This window comes from Methyloferula stellata AR4, from assembly GCF_000385335.1.
Classification (GTDB): domain Bacteria; phylum Pseudomonadota; class Alphaproteobacteria; order Rhizobiales; family Beijerinckiaceae; genus Methyloferula; species Methyloferula stellata.
Genome location: NZ_ARWA01000001.1, coordinates 2,921,018 through 2,943,990, shown reverse-complemented (window position 1 = coordinate 2,943,990; position 22,973 = coordinate 2,921,018). Strand labels below are relative to the sequence as shown.

Annotated in this window: 22 protein-coding genes; 14 read left to right on the top strand and 8 right to left on the bottom strand. The window is 60.2% G+C overall.

Annotated features, from left to right (window positions below; translation table 11 throughout):
* The first annotated feature begins 238 nt into the window (after positions 1–238).
* The gene (gene lipA / locus A3OQ_RS0114365) at positions 239–1,213 is read left to right on the top strand and encodes a lipoyl synthase (RefSeq protein WP_020176105.1); all 975 of its coding nucleotides are present in this window, start codon (positions 239–241) and stop codon (positions 1,211–1,213) included.
* Positions 1,214–1,227: 14 nt separating this feature from the next.
* Here the strand turns inward: lipA and A3OQ_RS22560 are convergent, their stop codons facing one another.
* Complete coding sequence (locus A3OQ_RS22560) at positions 1,228–1,689, bottom strand: cytochrome c (RefSeq protein ID WP_152428466.1); 462 nt, start codon at positions 1,687–1,689, stop codon at positions 1,228–1,230.
* A 153-nt stretch (positions 1,690–1,842) separates the two neighbouring features.
* Here A3OQ_RS22560 and A3OQ_RS0114355 point away from each other — a divergent pair, with 153 nt between their 5' ends.
* Complete coding sequence (locus A3OQ_RS0114355; RefSeq protein ID WP_020176103.1) at positions 1,843–2,313, top strand: type II toxin-antitoxin system RatA family toxin; 471 nt, start codon at positions 1,843–1,845, stop codon at positions 2,311–2,313.
* Between the two features lie 6 nt (positions 2,314–2,319).
* Here the strand turns inward: A3OQ_RS0114355 and A3OQ_RS0114350 are convergent, their stop codons facing one another.
* Positions 2,320–3,828, bottom strand: coding sequence for an MDR family MFS transporter (locus A3OQ_RS0114350; RefSeq protein WP_020176102.1), 1,509 nt, complete (start codon positions 3,826–3,828; stop codon positions 2,320–2,322).
* A gap of 106 nt (positions 3,829–3,934) precedes the next feature.
* Between A3OQ_RS0114350 and A3OQ_RS0114345 the strand changes: the two genes are divergently transcribed.
* Positions 3,935–4,636: a TetR/AcrR family transcriptional regulator gene (locus tag A3OQ_RS0114345; protein ID WP_200860005.1), complete on the top strand. Its 702-nt coding sequence runs from the start codon at positions 3,935–3,937 to the stop codon at positions 4,634–4,636.
* 7 nt (positions 4,637–4,643) lie between these two features.
* On the opposite strand, the gene A3OQ_RS22555 is transcribed toward A3OQ_RS0114345, so the two are convergent.
* The 3 genes from A3OQ_RS22555 to A3OQ_RS0114330 all read right to left on the bottom strand — a co-directional run bounded on the left by A3OQ_RS22555 (position 4,644) and on the right by A3OQ_RS0114330 (position 8,058).
* The gene (locus A3OQ_RS22555; RefSeq protein ID WP_020176100.1) at positions 4,644–6,038 is read right to left on the bottom strand and encodes an alpha/beta hydrolase family protein; all 1,395 of its coding nucleotides are present in this window, start codon (positions 6,036–6,038) and stop codon (positions 4,644–4,646) included.
* A gap of 175 nt (positions 6,039–6,213) precedes the next feature.
* Positions 6,214–6,705: a CinA family protein gene (locus tag A3OQ_RS0114335; protein ID WP_020176099.1), complete on the bottom strand. Its 492-nt coding sequence runs from the start codon at positions 6,703–6,705 to the stop codon at positions 6,214–6,216.
* Positions 6,706–6,858: 153 nt separating this feature from the next.
* Complete coding sequence (locus A3OQ_RS0114330) at positions 6,859–8,058, bottom strand: bifunctional 2-C-methyl-D-erythritol 4-phosphate cytidylyltransferase/2-C-methyl-D-erythritol 2,4-cyclodiphosphate synthase (protein WP_020176098.1); 1,200 nt, start codon at positions 8,056–8,058, stop codon at positions 6,859–6,861.
* Between the two features lie 150 nt (positions 8,059–8,208).
* Here A3OQ_RS0114330 and dusB point away from each other — a divergent pair, with 150 nt between their 5' ends.
* The 11 genes from dusB (at position 8,209) to A3OQ_RS0114275 (ending at position 20,310) form a co-directional block, all read left to right on the top strand.
* Positions 8,209–9,234, top strand: coding sequence for a tRNA dihydrouridine synthase DusB (gene dusB, locus A3OQ_RS0114325; protein WP_051116115.1), 1,026 nt, complete (start codon positions 8,209–8,211; stop codon positions 9,232–9,234).
* A gap of 47 nt (positions 9,235–9,281) precedes the next feature.
* Positions 9,282–10,406 carry a two-component system sensor histidine kinase NtrB gene (locus tag A3OQ_RS0114320; RefSeq protein ID WP_244427154.1) on the top strand — a complete coding sequence of 375 codons (1,125 nt, stop codon included), beginning with the start codon at positions 9,282–9,284 and terminating at the stop codon, positions 10,404–10,406.
* A gap of 43 nt (positions 10,407–10,449) precedes the next feature.
* Positions 10,450–11,925: a nitrogen regulation protein NR(I) gene (gene ntrC / locus A3OQ_RS0114315; RefSeq protein WP_020176095.1), complete on the top strand. Its 1,476-nt coding sequence runs from the start codon at positions 10,450–10,452 to the stop codon at positions 11,923–11,925.
* A gap of 170 nt (positions 11,926–12,095) precedes the next feature.
* Positions 12,096–14,360, top strand: coding sequence for a sensor histidine kinase NtrY-like (locus tag A3OQ_RS0114310; RefSeq protein WP_020176094.1), 2,265 nt, complete (start codon positions 12,096–12,098; stop codon positions 14,358–14,360).
* A 7-nt stretch (positions 14,361–14,367) separates the two neighbouring features.
* Entirely contained in the window at positions 14,368–15,735 is a 1,368-nt protein-coding gene (gene ntrX / locus A3OQ_RS0114305; protein WP_020176093.1) for a nitrogen assimilation response regulator NtrX, read from the top strand.
* Positions 15,735–16,313 (top strand): chromate transporter, encoded by a 579-nt coding sequence (locus A3OQ_RS0114300; RefSeq protein ID WP_020176092.1) that lies wholly within the window; start codon positions 15,735–15,737, stop codon positions 16,311–16,313. The genes ntrX and A3OQ_RS0114300 overlap by 1 nt, the downstream gene beginning before the upstream one ends.
* Positions 16,310–16,852 (top strand): chromate transporter, encoded by a 543-nt coding sequence (locus A3OQ_RS0114295; RefSeq protein ID WP_020176091.1) that lies wholly within the window; start codon positions 16,310–16,312, stop codon positions 16,850–16,852. Before A3OQ_RS0114300 ends, A3OQ_RS0114295 begins: the two co-directional genes overlap by 4 nt.
* Positions 16,853–16,982: 130 nt before the next feature.
* A complete protein-coding gene (locus tag A3OQ_RS0114290; RefSeq protein WP_020176090.1) occupies positions 16,983–17,858 on the top strand; it encodes a D-amino-acid transaminase in 876 nt (291 codons plus the stop codon).
* Between the two features lie 164 nt (positions 17,859–18,022).
* A complete protein-coding gene (gene hfq / locus A3OQ_RS0114285) occupies positions 18,023–18,283 on the top strand; it encodes an RNA chaperone Hfq (RefSeq protein ID WP_020176089.1) in 261 nt (86 codons plus the stop codon).
* 37 nt (positions 18,284–18,320) lie between these two features.
* The gene (hflX, locus tag A3OQ_RS0114280) at positions 18,321–19,754 is read left to right on the top strand and encodes a GTPase HflX (protein ID WP_020176088.1); all 1,434 of its coding nucleotides are present in this window, start codon (positions 18,321–18,323) and stop codon (positions 19,752–19,754) included.
* 64 nt (positions 19,755–19,818) lie between these two features.
* Positions 19,819–20,310, top strand: coding sequence for a DUF302 domain-containing protein (locus A3OQ_RS0114275; RefSeq protein WP_020176087.1), 492 nt, complete (start codon positions 19,819–19,821; stop codon positions 20,308–20,310).
* A gap of 9 nt (positions 20,311–20,319) precedes the next feature.
* Here A3OQ_RS0114275 and A3OQ_RS24495 read toward each other — a convergent pair whose 3' ends face one another.
* The 3 genes from A3OQ_RS24495 to A3OQ_RS0114260 form a co-directional block, all read right to left on the bottom strand.
* A complete protein-coding gene (locus A3OQ_RS24495; RefSeq protein WP_020176086.1) occupies positions 20,320–20,526 on the bottom strand; it encodes a hypothetical protein in 207 nt (68 codons plus the stop codon).
* Between the two features lie 180 nt (positions 20,527–20,706).
* Positions 20,707–21,543, bottom strand: a complete 837-nt coding sequence (gene mazG / locus A3OQ_RS0114265) for a nucleoside triphosphate pyrophosphohydrolase (protein ID WP_026595833.1) — start codon at positions 21,541–21,543, stop codon at positions 20,707–20,709.
* Between the two features lie 166 nt (positions 21,544–21,709).
* Positions 21,710–22,381 (bottom strand): cold-shock protein, encoded by a 672-nt coding sequence (locus A3OQ_RS0114260; protein ID WP_020176084.1) that lies wholly within the window; start codon positions 22,379–22,381, stop codon positions 21,710–21,712.
* Positions 22,382–22,973: the final 592 nt, after the last annotated feature.

Genomic DNA, 22,973 nt, shown 5'->3' with positions numbered 1-22,973 from the left:
TTGAGATCCCGGCCGAAAGAACTATTTAGGATTGAAGCCATTTTCTTTGCGCGATCGCTGTTTTCCCATCTAAAACAATATAGGCAGGCAAAAAAATACCGCTTTGGCCACGTTTGAAACCGATCTTTCAAATAAAAGTGTGGTTCAGCGCCTTATGAGCGTTTTTGAATGAGCGTTGCTTGCATGCCAGTATCTTGGAAAATGACATGAGCCTCGCGCTGTCGCATCAGGACTTCAAATGACGATTCAACATGATCTTCCTTCTGGGGGCGCCGCGCAGAAACGTGAGCTCCGGCACCCGGAAAAGGCGCATCGTCCAGATCAGCCCATGGCCAGCAAGCCCGATTGGATCAGGGTCAAGGCGCCGGGCTCGAAGCAATGGGCTGCGACGCGCGCGATCGTCAAGGAACATGGCCTTGTGACCGTCTGCGAAGAGGCTGCCTGTCCCAATATAGGTGAATGCTGGGAAAAGCGGCACGCGACCTTCATGATCATGGGCGACACCTGCACGCGCGCCTGCGCCTTTTGCAACGTGAAGACGGGCCTGCCCGGTGCCCTCGATGCGGCCGAGCCCGCGCATGTGGCCGACGCCGTCGCCAAGCTCGGCCTTGCCCATGTGGTGATCACCTCAGTCGATCGCGACGATCTCGCCGATGGCGGGGCAGGGCATTTCGCCAAGGTTATCGGCGCCATCCGCGCGGCGAGCCCGAAAACCACGATCGAAATTCTGACGCCGGATTTCCTGCGCAAGGACGGCGCGCTGGAAGCGGTGGTGGCGGCGAAGCCGGATGTTTTCAATCACAATCTCGAAACGGTGCCGTCGCTTTATCTGAGCGTGCGGCCCGGCGCGCGCTACTTTCATTCGCTGCGGCTTTTGCAGCGGGCGAAGGAGCTCGATCCCACTCTCTTTACGAAATCCGGCATGATGCTCGGCCTTGGCGAAGAGCCGGATGAGGTGCAGCAGGTGATGGACGATCTGCGCAGCGCAGGCGTGGATTTCCTGACGCTCGGGCAATATTTGCAGCCGACCCGCAAACATCATGCGGTGATGCGCTTCGTGCCGCCGGACGAGTTCAAGAGCTTCGGGAGCATGGCGCTCGCCAAGGGCTTTCTGCTTGTCTCCGCTTCACCCATGACGCGTTCATCGCATCATGCCGGCGAGGATTTCTTGAGGCTCAAAGCCCAGCGCGAGACGCTAAATAAAGGCGCTTAGAGCAGCGCGTACATTCATGGCTTGGCATCGGCGACGCGATATGAGGCGTGGCAGCCGACGCAGTTTTTCATGACCTCGCTCAATTGCTTCAAAGGCTGCTTTGCGTCCTCGCTTTTGCTGATCGCATCGGCCAGCGCGTCGAAGCCCTTCCGCGTGCTGCCGCCGAACTGCTTCCACTCTTGCGGGAGCTTGGCGCCGAGCGTCGATGGGAAGGCGGGGTCGTTCTGATTGCGCTTCAAGCCGCGCGCCGCGGCGGCTTCGATCGCCGGGGCCTTGTCTCCATCGGCCAATCCGGCCACGATGATCTGAATGCTTTCGACGAATTGACGCATCTGCAAAAGGACATAGGCCTTTTCGGGCGGCGTGAGAGCGAGCGCGGTGCGGCCATTCCCGTCGTCGATTGCGACCTCTTCGGCCGATAGAGTTCCGGCGCAGAGGAGGCCCGCTCTAAGAAGCAACCCGAGTTTGGTGTTCATGATTCCCGCACTCTAGCGATATATAAAGAGTTACAGGATATGACACGGGCCAAGCTGACGCAATGCGACAGCAGCGCACTGGTCCAATAGGTAGAGGCTCTTTTAATCTTCGTGCTGTTCCAATAGGGCCACGATCGTGCTGTAAGACATCCCATGCCAGCCTTCCGCACCAGCCGCCGCGTCCGCCATAGCGCAGCCGAAATGTTCGATCTCGTCGCCGATATCGAGGCCTATCCGGGCTTCGTTCCGCTTTGCAAAGCTTTGCGGATCAAACGCCGCAGCGAGGATGCGGAGGGTCGGGTGATCCTCATCGCTGATATGGAAGTCGGCTATAAGGCGATCCAAGAGAAGTTCACGAGCAAGGTCACGCTCGATCGCTCCAACCTTGCCATTCTCGCCGAATATATAGACGGGCCGTTCAAGTCGCTCGAAAACCATTGGAACTTCACCGAAGAGACCGACGAGAAGAGTGGCGCCACTCTTTGCCGCGTCGATTTCGCCATCGCCTATGAATTCAAGAGCCGCATGCTGGCGGCTTTGGTCGGCGGCGTCTTCGATGCCGCCTTCCGCAAATTCGCCGCGGCCTTCGAGCAGCGCGCCGATGTCGTCTACGGACGGGGGTAGCGGCTTTTATTTTTCGCGCAGCGGAACGTCTTCTATCAGCCAGGCGAGCGCGAAGGCGAGCACGACCACGCAGGCCGCCGCGAAATAGACCATATGCAGCGATCCGGCGAAGGCCCGCAGATACTGGTCGCGGAGCCCGTCCGGCAATTGATGCACCGTCGTCGCGGTAATCGAGCTCAGCGGTCCGGCGCCATTCGGAAGGAGCGTGGCAAGCCGCGCGTGAAGGCCGCCGGAAAAGACCGCGCCGAAGGCGGCGACGCCGACCGAGCCGCCGATCGAGCGGAACAAGGTCACGCCGGAGGTCGCAACGCCCATATGCTTGAACAGAACCGTGTTCTGCACGGCGAGCACCAGCACCTGCAGAACCATCCCGAGGCCGCAGCCGAGCAGGCTCGTGTAAAGATACAAGAGCCAAAGCGGCGAGGAAATTTCCAGCGTAGCGAGCAGGACCATCGATATGCAGACAAGCAAAGTGCCTGCGATCGGAAAGAAGCGATATTTTCCGATCCTGCTGATGACGCGGCCGCTCACCACCGACATGACCAGAAGGCCGCCCATCAGCGGCAGCAATTGCATGCCTGCTTCGGAAGGGGTCGAGCCCTTGACGACCTGCAGATAGAGCGGCAGGAATGTCATCGATCCAAACAGGGATATGCCGACGATGAAGCCGATCAGGCTGGCCAGCAGGAACGTGCGGTGCTTGAAAAGCTCAAGCGGCATGATCGGTTCGCTCGCGCTGTGCTCGGCATAGATGAAGCCGGCGGCCGCGATGAGCCCGAGGCCAAGCGTCGCCCATAGCTGCGGCGAATCCCACGGCAGAATGACGCCGCCTTGGCTCGTGAACAGGATGATGCAGGTCAAGGACAGCGCGAGAAACGCCGCGCCCGCATAATCGATCTTATGTTTCACATGCGTGGCATGCGGCCGGAATGCGGCGCCGATCACCATCAATGCGCCGATGCCGAGCGGCAGGTTGATGTAGAAAATCCAATGCCACGACAGGTGCTCGACGAGAAAACCGCCGATCAAAGGTCCGATGATCGTCGCAAATCCGAAGACAGCACCGAAGACGCCTTGATAGCGTCCGCGGTTGGCAGGCGGAACCACGTCGCCGATTGCAGCCAAGGTCGTGACCAGCAGGCCGCCGCCACCAAGGCCCTGCAAAGCGCGCAGCACGATGAGTTCCGTCATGTTCTGTGCAAGCCCGCATAGCACCGATCCGACGAGAAACAGCGAGATCGCCGCTTGCAAGACGATCTTGCGCCCGAAGAGATCGCCGAATTTGCCATAGAGCGGCATCACGATGGTCGAGCTCAGCAGATAGGCGGTGACCACCCAAGACAGGTTTTCGAGGCCGCCCAGGTCGCCCACGATGGTCGGCAAGGCGGTCGAGACGATGGTCTGATCGAGCGCCGCGAGCAGCATGACCAGCAACAAAGCCGGAAAGATGATCCGAAGCGGCGGGTGATCCCGCTCGGGCAGGCTTTCGACCGGCACGGAAGTATCGGCATCCATGGCTGAGCTCGATCCTTGGAGTTAATTAATTCATAGATTAATATGTGGGCCGGCGCATGAGTCTGTCAAACAGGCCGGGATAAAAGCGGATATGACGGCGAAGGAAATGGCTAAACCTGCGGCGCACATAGCGAAATCCGGGGCATCGCAGACAGGCGCGGTACGGCGGCCAGGCCGGCCCGCCGGCGGGGCGAGCGGGACGGAGCAGCGCGGCCGGCTGCTCGACACGGCGCTCGCGCTTTTCGCCAGGCAAGGCATTCTCAATACGACGCTCGGCGATATCGCGCGCGAAGCAGGCATGACGCCCGCGATGGTCCATTATTATTTCAAGACCCGCGAGCAATTGATCGATGTGGTCATAGATGAGCGCTTCCTGCCTTTGCGCGCCGCGATCAGCGGCGTGTTCGAGGCAAATGCCAGCGACCCGGTCGCCGCGATCACGCAGCTGGCGCAGCGCCTCGTCGACGTGGCAACGGAGTATCCGTGGTTCGCCCCGCTTTGGGTGCGTGACGTTGTCAGCGAGGGCGGCATTTTAAAACAGCGAATGCACGAGCGTTTCGGCGACGCGCATCAAAAGGCGCTCGGCCGCCGCATTGCCAAGTGGCAGGAGGCTGGGCAGCTCAATGCGGATCTGGAACCGTCGCTGGTGATTCCGGCTTTGCTTGGTCTGACGCTGCTGCCATTGGCCTTCGCGAAAATCTGGCGCAACGACCCCGCCCGGCGCCGGATCGGCGCCGAAGAGATTGCGCGCCATGCAGTCGCATTACTCACTCATGGCGTTGGGCCGAAGTCAGACGGACGGACCTAAGCTTCTCCTATGCTAGATCCAGAGCCTTGCGCAGCGGTTCGAGCTGTGGGGAAGGCTTGGTCGTCTTCGTCCAGTAAAGCGTATGCGTGAAAAACCGGTCGAAAGGCCGGGCCCATGCACGGCGGATTGTCACTGGAATATCGGTGATGCCGCGCCCGAAATTCGCGCCTGCCGGATTGGTCACGGAGCCGCCGATCATGTCGCCGAAAATAATGCCGTGAGACGGATCGTAAATATTGGTCCAGCGCACCGCCGCGAAAGGCGCCGCGTGATGCATGGACCAGAGGTCCGGCTGATTTCGACGGTCCGGCCGATAGAGGAATCCGTCCGCACTTTCCGATACGGGCGGACAGACCGGAAAGCGCCTGTCTTTTTGGCCCCTGTCGAGCTGGTCCTGGTCTTGCGCCAATAGAAACTGTGCATGGGCGAGGGGACTGCCGAGCGTGACGAAGTCCGATATGAGCCACGGGGCTTTTTCGCCCGCATGGACCGCCTGCATGGCGTCGAACACGCGATGCTGCGCCGCGCGATAATTTTCCAGATAGGCCGGATCGGCCAGCAGCCCTCCTGCCGTGTCGCATGCGACGCAGGCCTCATAGAGAGCGTCGCCTTGCTGCATGGTGCGTGGCGCGCCGCATTCCGACCAATAGAGCTTGATCAGGTCATAGGCGATGATGCTGCCGAGGCTGTGGCCGACAAGCACGATATGCGAATATTCGCCCTTCGCGGTGATCGCGCGTAGCAGCGCCAAGCCCCGGTCGCGGATCGCTTGACGCGCGGCGATATTGGCGGGCTTCGCCCGCACATAATGTGCGACATCGCCGAAGGTGCCAAGCACGGCGGGCAGTGCCACGGCATAAAGCAGAGCCAAGACGGAGAAAGCGATGTTGGCCCAGCGCGGCGTGGTCGAGCCGAATGCGACGGCAAGCGCGTGCCAAATGGCGAGGCCGCCGACACTGAGGGTCAAGAGCCAAAGAATGATCCAGACCGAGAAGACGTCATTCGGCACTTGCGACCAGCGGCGCCAGAGCAAGGACATGAGCCAGTCCTTGAGCTGGGCGAGCGTGTTCACCTCGGTGAGATCGGCCCAATAAAACTCAAAGAAATCGGTGCGTGGGCCGATGCGCGCACCTTGATGTCCTTCGCGCGTCGTGATGCGCGACAGTTCGTAAGAGCCGGTGCTGGGGTCGGGCTTCCACCAGATCGGATTTCCTTGCGCGGGCGGGTCCCTGTCACTCCGTGCATCAATATCCGGATCATGAATCCACATCGTGTCGACGAAGCCTTTCAAGGTTTCCATCGGCACTTGCTCGCCCATGCCATGCACGAGAATGAGGGCCTGCTTTTTGGGAGGCGGTGTCTCGCCGGGTTTGTTGGCGTCGGTCTCAACCGTTTCGCTCATGCGCTCGATCCTCCCACAATCAATTTGTTTAGAAAATCTCGATGCGAGGCTGAGAATAAAGAGGGCCTCTGCTGCCGGTCAAAAATATTTTCTACGGCACAATGATGCGTTGCGCCGTATTATTAGTGTTACAGCCACCCGGACTTGAAGCAAGCGGCGGAATGGCTAGCAAAGTTCACTTCACCACGTCGAACAAAAGCTCGATCGCGGTTGCGACGGATGCGAGCCTGATGCCCTCGCGGCCCAGATCGCCATAGCGCTTTTCCGCAGCCACGGATTTCCCGTTGCGATGCGCGCAGCAAAAATAAACGAGGCCCACGGGCTTTTCGGGCGAGCCGCCGTCGGGGCCCGCGATGCCGGTGATCGAGACGGCGACATCGGTTTGCGCATGAGCGAGCGCGCCCGTCGCCATGGCATGCGCGGTCTGCGCGCTGACGGCGCCCCATGTGTCGATCAAGAGCGGATGGACGCCGAGGCAATCGACTTTCGCAGCATTCGAATAAGTGACGAAGCCGCGGTCGAGCACGGCGGATGAGCCGGGTATTTGGGTGATCAGCCCCGCAACGAGGCCGCCGGTGCAGGACTCGGCCGTGGCGATCGTCAGGCGGCGCTCCGTATAAAGCGCGACGAGCGCGGCCGCTTTTTGTTCAAGGTCGTCGGGAAACATAGCTTCTCTTTGTGTTTGGCGTCATGCGCGGACTTGATCCGCGCATCCAGGCGACAGACCTTCGGTAATGAAAATCGATATTTCGTCGAACATCATTCATGGATGCCCGGCTCAAGGCCGGGCATGACGCGCTGAAAGATCGCTGCATCAATCTCAAAGCGGCAGGCGCACCGTTGCAAGCGCCATCGAGGCCATGCCTTCCTCGCGGCCGGTGAAACCCAGGCGCTCCGAGGTCGTCGCCTTGATCGCGACGCGATCGAGCGAGATCCCCACGATTTTGGCAATGCTTTCGCGGATCGCATCGCGATGCGGGCCGATCTTCGGACGCTCGCAGACGATCGTCGCGTCTATATGCGCGATCATGCCGCCGCGTGCCCGCACGGCCTCGGCCGCTGCCGCCAGAAAGATTTCGGAGGCCGCGCCCTTCCACTTCGGATCGGAGGGCGGAAAATGGCTGCCGATGTCGCCGTCGCCGATCGCGCCTAGCAGAGCGTCGGTGATCGCATGCGCCAGAACATCCGCGTCGGAATGGCCGACCAGCGCATGATCGTGCGGAATCTTCAAGCCGCCGAGCCAGACGTGATCGCCAGGCCCGAAGGCATGCACGTCGTAGCCCTGGCCGATCCTGACGTCGGGAAGATCCTTCAAGAAACGCCTCTCTGCGACGGCGAGGTCCTCGGCGCTGGTGACTTTCATATTGTCGATCTCTCCCTCGAAGACATGCACCGCATGGCCTGCCCATTCGGCGATCGCGGCATCATCCGTCAATCCATTTTCGTTCGCCTCGGCGGCTTTGCGATGCGCGGCCAGTATCAGATCGAAGCGAAAGGCTTGCGGTGTCTGCACCGCGCGCAGAGCCGCGCGGGCAGGGGTCGCAACGATCCTGCCGGACTCATTCACTTCCTTGATCGTGTCGATCACGAGCAGCGCCGGCACGGCCGCGCCATGATCGAGCGCCGCGGCGCGGGCGCGGGCGATCAGGCCCTCGTTGGGGAAGGGCCGCGCGCCATCCTGGATCAAAACGATATGCGGCGGCGCTTTTTCGCCTGCCAAAGCTTCGAGCCCGGCGCGCACAGAGTCTTGGCGCGTCGCACCGCCATGAACCGGCAGCATGATCCGGTCTGCCCGCTCCTTGTCCAGGCTGGCCAGGCAATTCTCGTAAAGATCGTGATCGTCCGGATGAATGACGGTGAGAATGCGCGCATCTGACGCCACATCCAGCAATGCGGACAATGTATGCGCAAGCAGAGGCCGTCCGGCCAAAGGCCGGTATTGTTTCGGCAGGCCTTCGCCCGCGCGCGAGCCGCGTCCGGCGGCGACGACTAAAATGGCAAGATCATAATCTTTCATCATCGACTACATGAAATCGGCAACGGGCCTTGCGTGAGCGCAGCCGTTAGTTCTTGCTTTTTAAGCAGGACGTCAAACTTTTCATCGCTGGGCTTCGCCCTGTGTCATGATGGCAGTTGCCGTACGGCAGCATTTGACTATCATATGGGCATGATGCCTTCTGCTCAAAATTTAGGCAATGCTGCTGAAAGCCTAGGCTTTCGTGTTGGTCCTTTGCATATCGACAGCCGTGCAATGCTCGCGCCCATGGCCGGCGTGACCGATCTCGGCATGCGCCGAATCGCCCGCCGTTTCGGTGCCGCTCTCGTGATCTCCGAAATGGTCTATGCCGAGGATTACGGCCGCGGCGCTGTCGAGACAAGGCAGCGGGCGGAGGGCGAGGGAATCGATCTGCATGTCGTCCAGATCGCCGGCTGCAATCCAGGCCAGATGGGCGAGACGGTGCGCCTTGCCGAGCAGGCTGGCGCCATGATGATCGACATCAACATGGGTTGCCCGGTGAAGCGTGTTACCGGCGGGCAGGCGGGGTCTGCCCTGATGCGCGATCTCGATCAGGCGGTGCGCCTGATTCGCGCGACGGTTGCCGCGACCAAGCTACCGGTCTCGCTGAAAATGCGTCTTGGCTGGGACGATGCCTCGCGCAATGCGCCCGAACTCGCGCGCCGCGCCGAGGCGGAAGGCATCGCCATGGTGACGGTCCATGGCCGCACCCGCTGTCAGTTTTTTCAGGGCCAAGCCGATTGGACGGCCATCCGGCGGGTCAAGGAAGCCGTCACGATTCCGGTCGTCGCGAACGGCGATTGCATGAGCCTTGAAGACGCAGCCACCATGCGCGCGGCCTCGGGCGCCGATGCGGTCATGATCGGCCGGGCAGCGTTGGGACAGCCGTGGTTTGTCGGCGAGGCCGCCCGCTATCTAGCGACTGGCGAGAGACATGAGACGTCTCCACAAGCCCGCAAAGCGGCCGCGCTTGAGCATTACGAGACATTGCTCGACCTTTTTGGCGTTGCGCAGGGTTTGCGCCATGCTCGCAAGCATCTTGCAGCTTATGCCTCGCATTCGCATATGCCCCATGCGCGGGAGCTTCGCCAGAAGCTTGTCACGAGCGAAAACCCAAATGCGGTCAAAGCCATGCTTGGCGCACTCTTCGATCATGTTCCGGCGGGTGCGCCGGCATGAGGATCTCACAATTGGACTTGCAAGATCAGTCCATGCACGCGGATTCGATGCAAACTGAGTCATACGAGGTGGAGCAAAGCGAGACCGTCAAACTGCTCGACGCTCTGCCGCATCCGATCCTCTCGCTGGCGCTTGACGGCACGATCGCTGGCGTCAACGCGGCGGCCGAAATCTTCTTCGGAACCAGCCGGTCGACTTTGCGCAATCAAAGCCTTGCGCATTTCCTGCCGCCGGGCTCGCCTTTGTTTTCCCTGATCGATCAGGTGATGACGCGTGGCGCTGCGATCAGCGAATATCGCGTCGATCTCGGTCTGCCTTGGGCGGCGGGCGAGCGGATCGTCGATATATTTGTCTCGCCGCTTGCCGAGGGCGACGATGGTGTCGTCATCATGCTGCAAGAGCGCACCATGACGGAAAAAATGGATCGCCAGGCGACACGCAAGGGTGCCGCACGCTCCGTCTCGGCTCTCGCCTCCATGCTGGCGCATGAGATCAAGAATCCCTTGTCGGGCATTCGCGGCGCGGCGCAATTGCTCGAGGCGGAGGCGAGCGACAGCGATCGCGCGCTGACCCAATTGATCTGCGAAGAGACCGACCGGATCGTGAAGCTCGTCGATCGCATGGGCGCTTTTTCGGACGAGCGGCCGATCACGCGCGAGAGCGTCAATATCCATGCGGTGCTCGATTACGTGAAGAAGGTTTCGCAGGCGGGTTTTGCCCGGCACATTCGTTTCATCGAGAATTACGATCCATCGCTGCCGCAGGTGCTGGGCAACAGGGACCAGCTCGTCCAGGTCTTTCTTAACCTCGTGAAGAACGCCGCCGAAGCCATAGGTGAGACCGCGGACGAGGGTGAGATCGAGCTCTCGACGGCGTTCCGGCCGGGCGTCCGCCTGAAGACCTCGGAGTCGGCGCCGCCGGTCAGCCTGCCTCTGGAATTTTGCGTGCGCGACAACGGGCCGGGCATCTCTCCGGAAGTCCTGCCCAACCTCTTCGATCCCTTTATCACCACCAAAGCGACGGGAACTGGCCTCGGACTTGCACTGGTAGCCAAAATAGTCGGCGATCACGGGGGAATCATCGAATGCGAATCCCACCCGCGGCGAACAACCTTCCGGGTCCTCATGCCCATGTATGCGCCGCGTGATGGCCGAAGCACGAAGCCCGATTAAACTTTTCGGTTTCTTTTAAACGTCCGCCCGGAGGTTTTGGGTAATGGCCAACGGAAATATTCTTGTTGCCGACGATGACTCAGCAATTCGCACCGTGGTCAGCCAGGCTTTATCGCGCGCCGGATACGAGGTTCGCACCACAGGCACGGCGGCGACGCTCTGGCGCTGGGTCCAATCGGGCGACGGCGATCTCGTCATCACCGACGTCGTGATGCCGGACGAAAACACCTTCGAGCTTCTGCCCAAGATGAAGAAGCTCAGGCCCGAATTGCCCATCATCGTGATGAGCGCGCAAAACACCTTCATGACCGCGATCAAGGCGTCCGAACGCGGCGCCTATGATTATCTGCCAAAGCCCTTCGATCTGCGCGAACTCGTCTCGATCGTCGGCCGCGCGATGAGCGAACCCAAAAATCGCGTGCATCCGGTTCCGGCCGATCTCGACGGCATGCCGCTTGTCGGACGCTCGCCCGCCATGCAGGAGATCTACCGGGCGCTGGCGCGGCTGATGCAGACCGATCTCACCGTGATGATTACGGGTGAATCCGGCACCGGCAAGGAACTCGTCGCCCGTGCCCTGCACGATTACGGCAAGCGCAAGAAGGGCCCCTTCGTCGCGATCAACATGGCCGCCATTCCGCGCGACTTGATCGAGAGCGAATTGTTCGGCCATGAGAAGGGCGCCTTCACCGGCGCCAATCAGCGCTCAGCCGGCCGGTTCGAACAGGCCGAAGGCGGCACTTTGTTCCTCGACGAAATCGGCGACATGCCGATGGAGGCCCAGACCCGTTTGCTGCGGGTCCTGCAGCAGAGCGAATATACCACTGTCGGCGGCCGTACCCCGATCAAGACCAATGTCCGCATCATCGCTGCGACCAACAAGGATCTGCGCATCCTGATCCAGCAGGGGCTCTTCCGTGAGGATTTGTTCTTCCGCCTGAATGTCGTGCCTTTGCGGCTGCCGCCACTGCGCGAACGCACCGAGGACATTGCCGATCTCGCGCAGCATTTCTTTGCGATCACGGCGGCCGAAGGCCTGCCGTTGAAACATCTCGAAGCCAGCGCGCTCGAACACATGAAGCGCTACCGCTGGCCTGGCAATATTCGCGAACTCGAAAACCTTATCCGGCGGCTTGCAGCACTTTATCCGCAGGAATCGATCAATGAGCAATTGGTCGAGGCGGAGCTGACGGTCGACGCTTTCCCGCTCGTGTCGCATTTCGCCGAACCGGCCGCTGTCGCGGCTGCAAATGGCAAGGATGTCGAACCGGCGACGACGCTCGCCCGTGCCATGGAGCGGCATTTCGCCGATCTCTTCAAATCCCACGGCGACGCCCTGCCGCCGCCAGGGCTCTATCACCGGGCCTTGCGCGAGTTGGAATATCCGCTCATTTCGGCCGCTTTGGCTGCGACCCGCGGCAATCAGATCAAGGCCGCGGAGCTTTTGGGTCTCAACCGCAATACATTGCGCAAGAAAGTGCGTGATCTCGATATTAGATTGATGCGTTCACCACGCTGAGCGAACAGTGTTTTTCATCGGCAGGTTTTGTGATTTTTGATTGAAAAGACAGTGCGCGCCCCGGAAATGTCGCAATCTTGCAACACCGTGGCAGACATACAACGAAAAGCCGATAACCTTAGCCGCTGCCAGACCTTGAGCCGATCGATGTCCCGCAAAGGGCAGGGTGGATGACTGACCAGCGTTTAGCGCAGCGATCGACCGGAGCACGCAGACGCGAGCGCCGGTTCACGACGCGTTTCGGACCTTTCGTCGTCATCCTCGCGCTCGTCGTCGCTCTGGCGAGCTTCCTGATTTTCGCCAATTATACGCCGATCCAGCCGACCTCCCAGGTCGTCCTCGGGCTGTTCATCGCCAATATCGTCATCATTGTGGTTCTCGTCGGCCTTGTCGTCGCCGAGGCCTGGGCGCTGGTTGCGGCCTGGCGCGCCCGCGTCGCCGGTGCCAAACTTCATATAAGGATCGTCGGCCTTTTCTCGATCATCGCGGCTGTTCCCTCCATTCTCATGGCGCTGGTCGGATCCGCCACTTTGGAGCGAAGCCTCAACCCGGCCTTCATCGAAGACGTGCGCGGCTTCATCTTGAACACGATCGATGCGGCGAGCCTGTTTCGCGAGGCGGAATGCAAATCGCTGCTTCAGGAAGCAAGGCTGACGGCAACCGATCTCGACCGCGTCAAAGTGATGTATTCAGCCGACCGGCCGCTGTTTCGAGAGTTTTTCGGAACGCGCGCCAAATATCTCGGCTTTACCGCCGCGGCGATGTTGAAGCCGGACGGCACCATCGTCGAAAAAATCGACACGGGCGCGCCGACCGGCAATGCAGTCGTGCAGCCGGAACCCAGTGATTTCGAGGACGCGAAGAAGAACGAGCCGCTCTGTCTCATTCTCGATGAAGGCAGAACCTTCGTGGCCTTGCGCCAGCTCGCGTCTTTCGACGACACCTATCTTTATGTGGCCCGTCCGGTCGATCCGTTTACCGTCGAGTTTCCGAAGCAGGCGTCGCGCCTCGTCGCGCTCTACGATGCCTTCGACAATCATCGGCGCACCATCCAGATCGCTTTTGCGACCATGTATGTGTCGATCTCGCTGATCATGCTCTTGGCTGCGACCTGGCTCGGGCTCTCCTTCGCCAATACGCTCGTTGCGCCGATCAGACGTCTGATCGCGGCGACCGATCAGGTCGCGACCGGCAATCTTTACGTTCAAGTCCCGATTCACCGCTCGGAAGGCGACCTTGCCCATCTCGGCGAGACCTTCAACAAGATGACGTCGGAACTGCGCTTGCAGCAAAACCGACTCGTCGCCGCGAGCAATCTCATCGACGAGCGACGCGCCTTTACGGAAGCGGTTCTCTCCGGTGTTCCGGTGGCGGTCATTGGCGTTGGTCCGAAAGGAATGATCACGGCGCTCAATCCCTCCGCCGAGCGTCTCATTCCCGAGGGCGGCGAAGCGGCGGAGATATTGGTCGGTCAGCCGGTCGAATCAGTCTTCCCCGAAATCGAACCCATCCTCACCGAGGCGCGCGGCAGCCATTCGCGTCTGGTCCAGGGACAAATCGCGGTGAGCCGGGCCGGCCGCGACCGCTTGTTCAATGTGCGCGTGACGAGCGATCCGGCGGCGCGCGGCGATAAAAGTTATGTTGTAACGCTAGATGATATTACCGATCTCGTTTCGGCACAGCGGACCGCCGCCTGGGCCGATGTCGCGCGGCGCATCGCGCATGAAATCAAAAATCCGCTGACGCCGATTCAGCTTTCGGCCGAGCGTTTGAAACGCAAATATGGCAAGCTGATCGAACAAGAACGCGATATTTTCGATCAATGCACGGATACGATCATCCGGCAGGTCGATGATATCAAGCGCATGGTCGATGAATTTTCCTCTTTCGCCCGCATGCCGAAGGCGAATCTCGAAAGCGATGACCTGACCGAATGCGTGCGCCGTGTTTTGTTCCTGATGCGCGTCGCGCATCCAAACATTACCTTTGAGGATCATTTGCCGGAGACACCTATTCTCGGCCGGTTCGACAGGCGGCTTCTGTCGCAAGCTTTGACGAACATCATCAAGAATGCGACCGAAGGCATAGCGATGCTTGCCGAAGAGTGCGAAGTGCAAGGCCATATTTCGGTCTCGGTGGAGCGGTCGTCCGAGGGCATCGCCGAAATCAACGTCATCGACAATGGCAAGGGATTCCCTAAAGAGAACCGCCAGAGGCTGCTCGAACCTTATATGACGACAAGAGCCGAAGGGACGGGATTAGGCCTGCCGATTGTCGCAAAAATTTTGGAAGATCATGGGGGAGGGATAGAATTGCTCGACGCCCCCTCGGGCCGCGGTGCGCGCGTGAAGCTTTATTTCCCCTTCGGTGAGGAAACGCACAGCGCGGATATTGTCTCCGATACATCAATGCAAACAGCCACTCAAAGAGCATAAACAATTCATGGCGAGCGATATTTTAATCGTCGATGACGAAGCCGATATTCGAGACATTGTCTCCGGCATCCTTTCGGATGAAGGCTACGAGACGCGTACGGCCAAAAACTCCGATGAGGCCTTGGCCGCGATCGAAGCGCGGCGGCCGCATTTGGTTTTTTTGGACATCTGGCTGCAGGGTTCGCGGCTCGACGGGTTGCAGCTCCTGCAGATCATCAAGGATCAAAATCCAGCCCTGCCGGTCGTCATGATCTCGGGCCACGGCAATATCGAAACGGCCGTTTCCGCCATCAAGCTCGGCGCCTATGATTTCATCGAGAAGCCGTTCAAGGCCGATCGCCTGATCCTGATCGCCGAACGGACGCTTGAAGCCTCGCGTCTCAAGCGCGAAGTGACGGAGCTGCGGGCCAAGGCCGGCGTCGTCAACAAGATCGTCGGCAAATCAAGCAGTGTCAATCAGTTGCGGCAAGTGATCGAGCGCGTCTCGCCGACCAATTCGCGGCTTCTCATCACGGGCTCGCCGGGCGTCGGCAAGGAGCTGGCGGCCCGCACGATTCACGATGCCTCGGCGCGAGCCTCGGGACCCTTCATCGTCATCAATTCGGCGACCATCACCCCCGAGGCGATGGAGACCGAACTCTTCGGCGTCGAGGGAAAAGACGGCCGCAGCCGCAAGGTCGGCGCGCTTGAAGAGGCCCATGGCGGCACGCTTTATCTCGACGAGATTGCGGATATGCCGAAGGAAACCCAAGGCAAGATCTTGCGCGTGCTGGTCGATCAGAATTTCCAGCGTGTCGGCGGTACGACGCGCGTTCATGTCGATGTCCGGATCATTTCGTCGAGCGCGCGCGATCTGACCGGGCTCATCGAGGAGGGGGCTTTCCGGGAGGACCTCTTTCACCGTCTCTCGGTGGTGCCGATTCGCGTGCCGTCGCTCGCCGAACGGCGCGAGGATATTCCCGAGCTGATCGAGTTTTTCATGGACCACGTGTCGGCGACGAGCGGTCTGCCGCGCCGCCATATCGCCGACGATGCAATGGCCGTCCTGCAGTCGCATGATTGGCCGGGCAATATCCGGCAATTGCGCAATAATGTGGAGCGCCTCTTGATCCTCGCCTTGGGCGATCCCGAGGCTGAAATCACGGCCGATCTTTTGCCGAGCGAGATCGGTGCCTTGGTGCCGACGACACCGTCCGGCGTCGGCGGCGAGAAGCTGATGGGTCTTCCCTTGCGCGAGGCGCGCGAGGTCTTTGAACGCGAATATCTCGTCGCGCAGATCAATCGCTTCGGCGGCAATATTTCGCGCACGGCGGAATTCATCGGGATGGAACGTTCAGCCTTGCACCGGAAATTGAAATCGCTTCGGATCGATTGATGAATGATGTCTCGGGTTTCGCGCCGCCTCCTGCGGCGCTGAAAAAGATCACCCATCGCGATTTGTTTCTGGTCTTTGCGAAAATCGGCCTTCTCGGTTTCGGCGGCGTAACCGCCTGGCTGCGCCGCGTCCTTGTCGAAGAACAGGGCTGGCTCGAAGACCGGGAATTTGCCGAACTCTTCGGACTTGCGAGCACATTGCCAGGCGCCAACACGGTCGCAGTCTCGGTGATGCTGGGCGATCGTTATCAAGGCCCGAGCGGTTCCGTCGCCGCCGTCACCGGACTGCTTGCGATGCCGCTTTTGATCCTCGCCGGGATCGCCTCGCTTTACGGGCAGTTCGCCAACCTATCAGATGTCAAAAACGCCATAGCCGGTGCGGCGGCTGCGACAGCCGGACTCGTCATCGGCAATGCCTTTAAAATGGCGCGCAATATGAAGCCTGACGCCATTGCCTATCTGATCGGAGCCATCGTCTTCATCTGCGCCGGTATTTTGCAATTGCCTTTGCTCTGGACCTTGCTCGTCGTCGTTCCCGCCAGCATTCTCGTCCTGACAATCCGGAAACGCGTGCTGTGAATCTGGCTTTGCTTGGCGCGCTCGCCAAAACCTTCGCGCTCATTTCCATCATAGCTGTCGGCGGCGCGACCGCGACCGTGCCGGAGATTCACCGGCAAGTCGTCGAGACGATGCATTGGATGGATGATACGGCTTTCGCCAATAGCCTCGCCATCGCGCAGGTCGCGCCGGGGCCGAACGTGCTGATAGTCGGCATGATCGGCTGGCAGGTCGCAGGCGGCGCCGGCTTCGCGGTCGCCATGATCGCCATGCTGCTGCCGTCGTGCCTGCTGGCCTTCACGGTCGGCCGCTTGATGCGGCGCTATTCGAACCTCCAAATGGTGGATATCGCGCGTCAAGCCCTGGCACCGATCGCCATCGGTCTCATTCTGGCGAGTGGTATTGTCGTAACGCGTGCGGCGGATCGCGGCGTCTTGACCATAGCCATTACGGGCGCCATGACTCTGTTTGTCGCTTTGACACGCGCCAATCCGCTCATCGGCATTCTGGCCGGTACGGCCTTGGGCCTGATCGGCGGACGGATCGGGCTTTTTGTTTAAGCATGATCCCGAAAAGTTGCAGACTTTTCGGATAAGATCATGCGCTGGAAGAAAGTTGGTGATCCCGAAAAGTTGCAGACTTTTCGGGTAGGATCATGCGTCAAAGAAGAAAACAAATGAAAGTGATCCCGTGAGCCGCATCGCCTATGTCAATGGCCAATATCTTCCGCAGAGCCTTGCCATGGTTCCGATCGAGGATCGCGGCTATCAATTCGCGGATGGCGTTTACGAGGTCTGCGAAGTCTTCGATGGGGCGCTCATCGACGAGCCGCATCACATGGCACGGCTGGCGCGCTCCTTAAGCGAGCTGCGCATCGATATGCCCTTGGCAGGCGACGCGCTGCCGGTCGTTTTGCGCGAGGTCATGCGGCGCAACCGGCTTACCAATGGTTTTCTTTATCTTCAGGTGACGCGCGGCGTCGCCCCGCGCGACCATGGATTCCCGCAAAAGCCGGTTCGCCCCGCGCTTGTCGTGACCGCGAAATCAGTCGACCCCGGCAAAGGCGAAGCACTCGCTCGCAAAGGCATAGCAATCGCTTCGACCGCCGATATTCGCTGGAAAAGGGTCGATATTAAATCGATTTCCTTGCTGCCGAACGTCTTGGCCAAGCAAGAGGCCCGCGACAAAGGCTGCTACGAGGCCTGGCTGATCGACGAGAAAGGCTTCGTCACCGAAGGCGCCTCGTCGAATGCCTGGATCATCACGCAGGACGGTACCATCGTCACGCGTGCGGCCGATCACGCGATTTTGCGCGGTGTCACACGGACGACCTTGATGAAGCTCATTGCAGAATTGCAGCTTCCGGTCGAAGAACGTTCGTTCACCTTGGCCGAGGCGCTTGCCGCGCGCGAGGCTTTTATTTCAGCCGCGACAAATCTGGTCATGCCGGTCGTCACGATCGACGGCCATCAGATCGGGGATGGGCGGCCGGGCCCGATCGCAACGAGACTGCGCAGCCTCTTTCATGAGGCGGCGGCGAAAACCGAATGGGCTGCCCGCCGTTGAAAAAGAGCGAGTGCAGTGGTTTTTACAAAAAATATTGCCAAGTTGAGTTTACGAGCCGATTTTTGCTCGGCCTATAATATTATGTCAAACTTTCGGCGGTTGATGGACCGTTGAACGTCCCGCGCCGCGCTTGCGGCGTCAAGAAAAGAGACAGGACTGAAAAAATGGCGGCAGAACGCACCCAGAACCTGCAGGACACTTTTCTGAATTTTGTCCGGAAAAATAAGGTTCCCCTCACGATTTTTCTTGTGAACGGCGTCAAATTGCAAGGCGTTGTCACGTGGTTTGATAATTTTTGCGTTTTGCTGCGCCGCGACGGGCACTCGCAACTTGTCTACAAACACGCCATATCAACCATAATGCCCGGCCAGCCGATCCAAATGTTCGAGCCGACCGACGAGCCTGGAGGACCAGCACCGACTTGAATATATCCATCATCATGCCAATCCCGGCGAGGGCGGCTTGAGCCGTCGGCGGGACGCCGAAACGCCAACCGATCTCGAACAGGCGCGGGCCAAAGCCACGCGAGCCTTAGTGATCGGGCCCTATCTCAGCCAGAGAGCGCAGCAGCACCGCGACCGAACGAAGCCCGCGGCGTCAGCCACGGCCGCCGCGAAATCCGCCGCCGAGCCGGCGCGCTCGCTCGAAGCCCGTATCGCGGAAGCGAGCGGCCTTGCCGAGGCGATCGAGCTTTTCGTCGTCGCGGCGAAAATCATCACGCTCAACGAAATCAAGCCTGCGACTTTTCTCGGCCGCGGCAAGGTGGCCGAACTCGCAACCTTTGTCGAAGACGAGGCGATCGATCTCGTCATCATGGATTGTGCGCTCTCGCCCATCCAGCAGCGCAATCTCGAAAAGGCCCTCTCGGCCAAGGTCATCGACCGGACCGGCCTGATCCTCGAAATCTTCGGCCAGAGAGCGCGCACGAAAGAGGGCGCGCTGCAGGTCGAACTCGCCCATCTCAGTTACGAGAAATCGCGGCTCGTGCGCTCTTGGACCCACCTTGAACGTCAGCGCGGCGGCTTCGGCTTCCTCGGCGGCCCGGGCGAAACGCAGATCGAAACCGACCGCCGCCTGCTCAGCGAACGCATGGCGCGCATCGAGCGCGATCTCGAAGACGTCAAGCGCACGCGCGCCCTGCACCGCAAGGGCAGGCGGGACGTGCCTTTCCCCGTTGTCGCGCTCGTCGGCTATACCAATGCCGGCAAATCCACTCTGTTCAACCGCCTGACGCAAGCGAAGGTGGTCGCCGAAGACATGCTCTTTGCGACGCTCGATCCGACCTTGCGCCGGCTGCGGCTGCCGCATGGCGCCGACGTCATCTTGTCCGATACCGTCGGCTTCATCTCCGATCTGCCGACGCAGCTCGTCTCGGCCTTCCGGGCGACGCTCGAAGAGGTGATCGAGGCCGATATCATCCTTCATGTGCGTGACATCGCGCATGAGGATGCCGACGCGCAATGCGCCGACGTCGAGAAGGTGCTGGCGGATCTCGGCATTGCCCGCAATCAAGGCCGGGTGATCGAAGTCTGGAACAAGCTCGATCTCCTGGATCAAGGCGAGCGGCTTCAGATCGAAAACAGCGCCAAACGGCGCCCCGCGGCGACACGTCCGGCGATCATTTCGGCCGTGACCGGGCAGGGCATGGACGATCTTCTCGCAAGCCTCGATGCAAAGCTCGCGAGCCGGCGTCTTTGCTTCAATATCGCAATCGAGCCGGACGACGGCTCCGGCCTGAATTGGCTTTATGAAAATGCCGAAGTCATGCAGAAAAGCATGGCGCAGGACGGAACGCTTCATCTCACCATCCGCGTCGCAACGGAGCGCGCTGATGCCTTGCAGCGGCGGTTTCCTCTTCACGCGCATGAGACGCCGCGGCGCAAGGCGAGCGCCTGAGCCTACTCGCCAAGGCGTCGTACCGCTCCATATACTCTCATATGCAAGTATTATGGAGAGGGCGATGGCCGATCCGGTCGTAACGCGGCATGCAATCGAGGTCGAGCACGTCAGAATCGAGTCGCAGAAATCATTCGACGAGGTGAAGGCGGCGCTCGAGCGTATGGTCCCGCAACTCAATACGAGGACGCTCGAACTTTTGGGGCAAGGCGAGGCCGCGAGCGCCTTGAAGCTTTTGGAGGCGGGGCCTGATCTGTCCATCTTCCTTGCCCGCGACCATGGCGCGACCTTGCAGATGGCCGGTCAAAAGAAAAAGGCGCTGCAATATGAGATCGGCAATCCGTTGACCGCCTCGAAGATGACACGGCACAAGTTGCCGGCGGCTCTCTATGCGCCGTTGCGCGTGGTGCTTTACGAGAATGAGGCCGGGCATGCCGTCTTCGAATATGACAGGCCGTCGTCGCTCTTTGGCCAATTCGGCGATGAGCAAGTGACGGCGGTCGGCCGCGAACTCGATGGCGAGCTCGAACGCGCTCTGCTGCACGCGGCGGAGTGAGAAAGCTGATCAGTTTGAGAATTCAAACTTTCGAAACTCAGCGACGAAGTCCGCAACCGCCAGCTCGAACGTGTCGTCGGTCAACATGAGCTGCCATTTATGCGAGACCATTTTCATATCGCGAGATGGCGGCACCATGATGGTGAAATCCGTTTCCCCTGTGATCCAGTTCTCAAAATTGCCCATTGCGTTCAGGCCGACAATTCCGATTTCCATTTTCGGTTTTGGGACATTGTCAGAACTAGCCCTAAAACTCGCGTCGAGGCCCTGGTCGCAGAGTTGCCGAGTACGTTCTCGCAACCAAGCTCGCCATTTGGGAAAGTCATACATTAAGTTACAGTCTTTCTGCGCAGCGCCGAGTTTCAATTCTCGAAAGTCAGCATGCAGAGGAAAGTCCTATTCTTTTTTTGATTGTGCTTTCTCTTCAGCCTTTTTAGCCTCGGTCCAAAGCGCTTCCATCTTGGCGAGACTTGTTGCCGCGAAAGCCTGACCGCGCCGCGCCAGCGTCTCTTCGATAAAGCCGAAGCGCCGTTCGAATTTCGCATTGGCCGCGCGGAGAATGCTCTCGGGATCGCGGCCATGGTGGCGCGCGAGATTGGCGACGGCGAAAAACAGATCGCCGATCTCTTCCGCAATCGCGTCCGCATCGCCGCCGTCAAGCGCGGCTTCGACCTCGTCCGTCTCCTCGCGGATCTTGGCGACGACCACTTTCGCGTCCTTCCAATCGAAGCCGACGCGCGAGGCCTTTTCCTGCAATTTGACGGCGCGGGTCAGGGCCGGGAGCGTCACCGCCACATCGGCCAGAACACCTGCCGGAGCCTGTGCCTCGCCGCCGCGCTCAGCCGCTTTGGCGGCCTTCTCCGCGGCTTTGATCTCTGCCCAGAGCCTCTTGGTGGCGTCCGGCGTGAGATCCTTCGCCTCGCCGAACACATGTGGATGGCGGCGGATCATTTTCGCAGTGATGGCCTCGACCACGCCGCCGAAATCGAAGGCCTTTTGTTCTTCCGCCATGCGGGCGTGAAAGACCACTTGCAGCAGCAGGTCGCCCAGCTCGTCGCGCAGATCCTGAAGATCGCCGCGCTGAACGGCGTCTACGACCTCATAAGCCTCTTCGAGCGTGAAAGGGACGATCGTCTCGAACGTCTGTTCGAGATCCCACGGACAGCCGGAGCCGGGGGTTCGCAAGGCAGCCACGATCTCGATCAGACGGGCGATATCGGAAGAGGGCTGCATTGAATTTTTGGGTTTCATTCTGGCAAAGAAGGCCCCGCCGGAATGCATCTGAAAAAAGATCTTCTGACCTATGTCGGCGCACGAACTTCATCCAAAAAGTCTGCAACTTTTTGGGATCATGCTGTCTGGCGAAGCGATTGGGCTTCGCCAGAATGCATCGAAAAGGTCAGTCGAGCGAGATCGACAGAGCCTCGCGGCCCTTGGGCGTATCCACGACCCGCATCGTCACCGCCTGGCCTTCGGCCAGATGCTGAACGCCGGAGGAGCCCAGAACCGAAATATGCACGAAGACATCCTTGCCGCCGTCGTGCGACTGCACGAAGCCGAAGCCCTTATTGTCGTCGAACCATTTGACGGTGCCGCTCACGGACACTGCCGTGGCCGGATCGGGGGCCCGGCGTGGGCCGCGCGGCGCATCGGAGAACGAGCGCTGTGGCGCCCGCTCGGCCGCGCCGGCCGTGTCGACTTCAAGCACACGGGTCACCTGAGTGCCCTTCATGCCATTGCCGACATAGACCTTCAGCTTGGCGCCCGGCGGTACGGTTTCATAGCCGGCGGCCTGGAGGGCGCCGATATGAAGAAAAGCGTCGCCCGCGCCATTGCTCAATTCGACGAAGCCGAAGCCCTTGTCGCCCTTGAACCATTTGACCACGGCATCGACCGGCGTGCCTGTCGTTGGCGCTTCGGCGCCGCCGCCAAATCCGCCACCGCCGCTTGGAGCTCCACCGAAGGCGGGACGCGCGGGGCGGCTTGCTGTCCGCGGTGCATCGAAGGGGGACGGTCCATCATCATCAAACCCGCGCTTTCTGGGTCCCCGGAAGTCTTTACCTTTGCTCATGTTATGCCCGCTCGTCTCCGCCTAGGCGATACCCGCCGTTCGCTTGCCAATTTACCATCTTAAATCAAACACTTACGCAATCTGGATTAGGCAAGCAAACAAGGCCAGCTACCCGAGGGTGCCAGCCGAATGTCCTTGCCTGGTATTCGATATGAATGCCGATCGTCCCGTGTCCGCATTATTCGTAGCAGAAAAACGAGGCGCTTGGCTACCGATTTTGTGGGGAGAAGACAGAACCTGCCGGAACTGATAAGGCATGTCAAATACGATCATTGTTTTGCGCGAAATTCGGGCACGGTAGCGGGGTGATCAGGCTTGGCCGTCAGCCCGGCCAATGGCACCGCCGCCGCTGCCAGGAAAAACCCGAATGCCAGGAGCGCCGCGGCGGTCCGGATCGTATCGAGCCGCCGTCACGATGACAGACATCGATCGGCTCGCTCATGCGCCAGATCGGCGGGTCGCTCTCAGAACCGCGCCGGCGATGAAGCGATGCCGGCAGACCGGCGGCCGGATTCCCGTGGGGCCAAGAGCAAGGCTCACAGGGCCGGTTTCCGAGGAAAGCGCCAGGGGCGCCCTCAATGCATGACTCGCA

What these genes read in the sequence shown, in the direction of transcription:
- ntrC (WP_020176095.1), top strand. Translation starts at nt 10,450, where the DNA reads ATGGCCAACGGAAATATTCTTGTTGCCGACGATGACTCAGCAATTCGC.
- A3OQ_RS22555 (WP_020176100.1), bottom strand. Translation starts at nt 6,038, where the DNA reads ATGAGCGAAACGGTTGAGACCGACGCCAACAAACCCGGCGAGACACCG.
- A3OQ_RS0114355 (WP_020176103.1), top strand. Translation starts at nt 1,843, where the DNA reads ATGCCAGCCTTCCGCACCAGCCGCCGCGTCCGCCATAGCGCAGCCGAA.
- dusB (WP_051116115.1), top strand. Translation starts at nt 8,209, where the DNA reads ATGCCTTCTGCTCAAAATTTAGGCAATGCTGCTGAAAGCCTAGGCTTT.
- A3OQ_RS0114330 (WP_020176098.1), bottom strand. Translation starts at nt 8,058, where the DNA reads ATGATGAAAGATTATGATCTTGCCATTTTAGTCGTCGCCGCCGGACGC.
- mazG (WP_026595833.1), bottom strand. Translation starts at nt 21,543, where the DNA reads ATGCAGCCCTCTTCCGATATCGCCCGTCTGATCGAGATCGTGGCTGCC.
- A3OQ_RS22560 (WP_152428466.1), bottom strand. Translation starts at nt 1,689, where the DNA reads ATGAACACCAAACTCGGGTTGCTTCTTAGAGCGGGCCTCCTCTGCGCC.
- A3OQ_RS24495 (WP_020176086.1), bottom strand. Translation starts at nt 20,526, where the DNA reads ATGGAAATCGGAATTGTCGGCCTGAACGCAATGGGCAATTTTGAGAAC.
- A3OQ_RS0114320 (WP_244427154.1), top strand. Translation starts at nt 9,282, where the DNA reads ATGCAAACTGAGTCATACGAGGTGGAGCAAAGCGAGACCGTCAAACTG.
- A3OQ_RS0114260 (WP_020176084.1), bottom strand. Translation starts at nt 22,381, where the DNA reads ATGAGCAAAGGTAAAGACTTCCGGGGACCCAGAAAGCGCGGGTTTGAT.
- A3OQ_RS0114345 (WP_200860005.1), top strand. Translation starts at nt 3,935, where the DNA reads ATGGCTAAACCTGCGGCGCACATAGCGAAATCCGGGGCATCGCAGACA.
- lipA (WP_020176105.1), top strand. Translation starts at nt 239, where the DNA reads ATGACGATTCAACATGATCTTCCTTCTGGGGGCGCCGCGCAGAAACGT.
- hfq (WP_020176089.1), top strand. Translation starts at nt 18,023, where the DNA reads ATGGCGGCAGAACGCACCCAGAACCTGCAGGACACTTTTCTGAATTTT.
- ntrX (WP_020176093.1), top strand. Translation starts at nt 14,368, where the DNA reads ATGGCGAGCGATATTTTAATCGTCGATGACGAAGCCGATATTCGAGAC.
- A3OQ_RS0114300 (WP_020176092.1), top strand. Translation starts at nt 15,735, where the DNA reads ATGAATGATGTCTCGGGTTTCGCGCCGCCTCCTGCGGCGCTGAAAAAG.
- A3OQ_RS0114275 (WP_020176087.1), top strand. Translation starts at nt 19,819, where the DNA reads ATGGCCGATCCGGTCGTAACGCGGCATGCAATCGAGGTCGAGCACGTC.
- A3OQ_RS0114310 (WP_020176094.1), top strand. Translation starts at nt 12,096, where the DNA reads ATGACTGACCAGCGTTTAGCGCAGCGATCGACCGGAGCACGCAGACGC.
- A3OQ_RS0114335 (WP_020176099.1), bottom strand. Translation starts at nt 6,705, where the DNA reads ATGTTTCCCGACGACCTTGAACAAAAAGCGGCCGCGCTCGTCGCGCTT.
- A3OQ_RS0114350 (WP_020176102.1), bottom strand. Translation starts at nt 3,828, where the DNA reads ATGGATGCCGATACTTCCGTGCCGGTCGAAAGCCTGCCCGAGCGGGAT.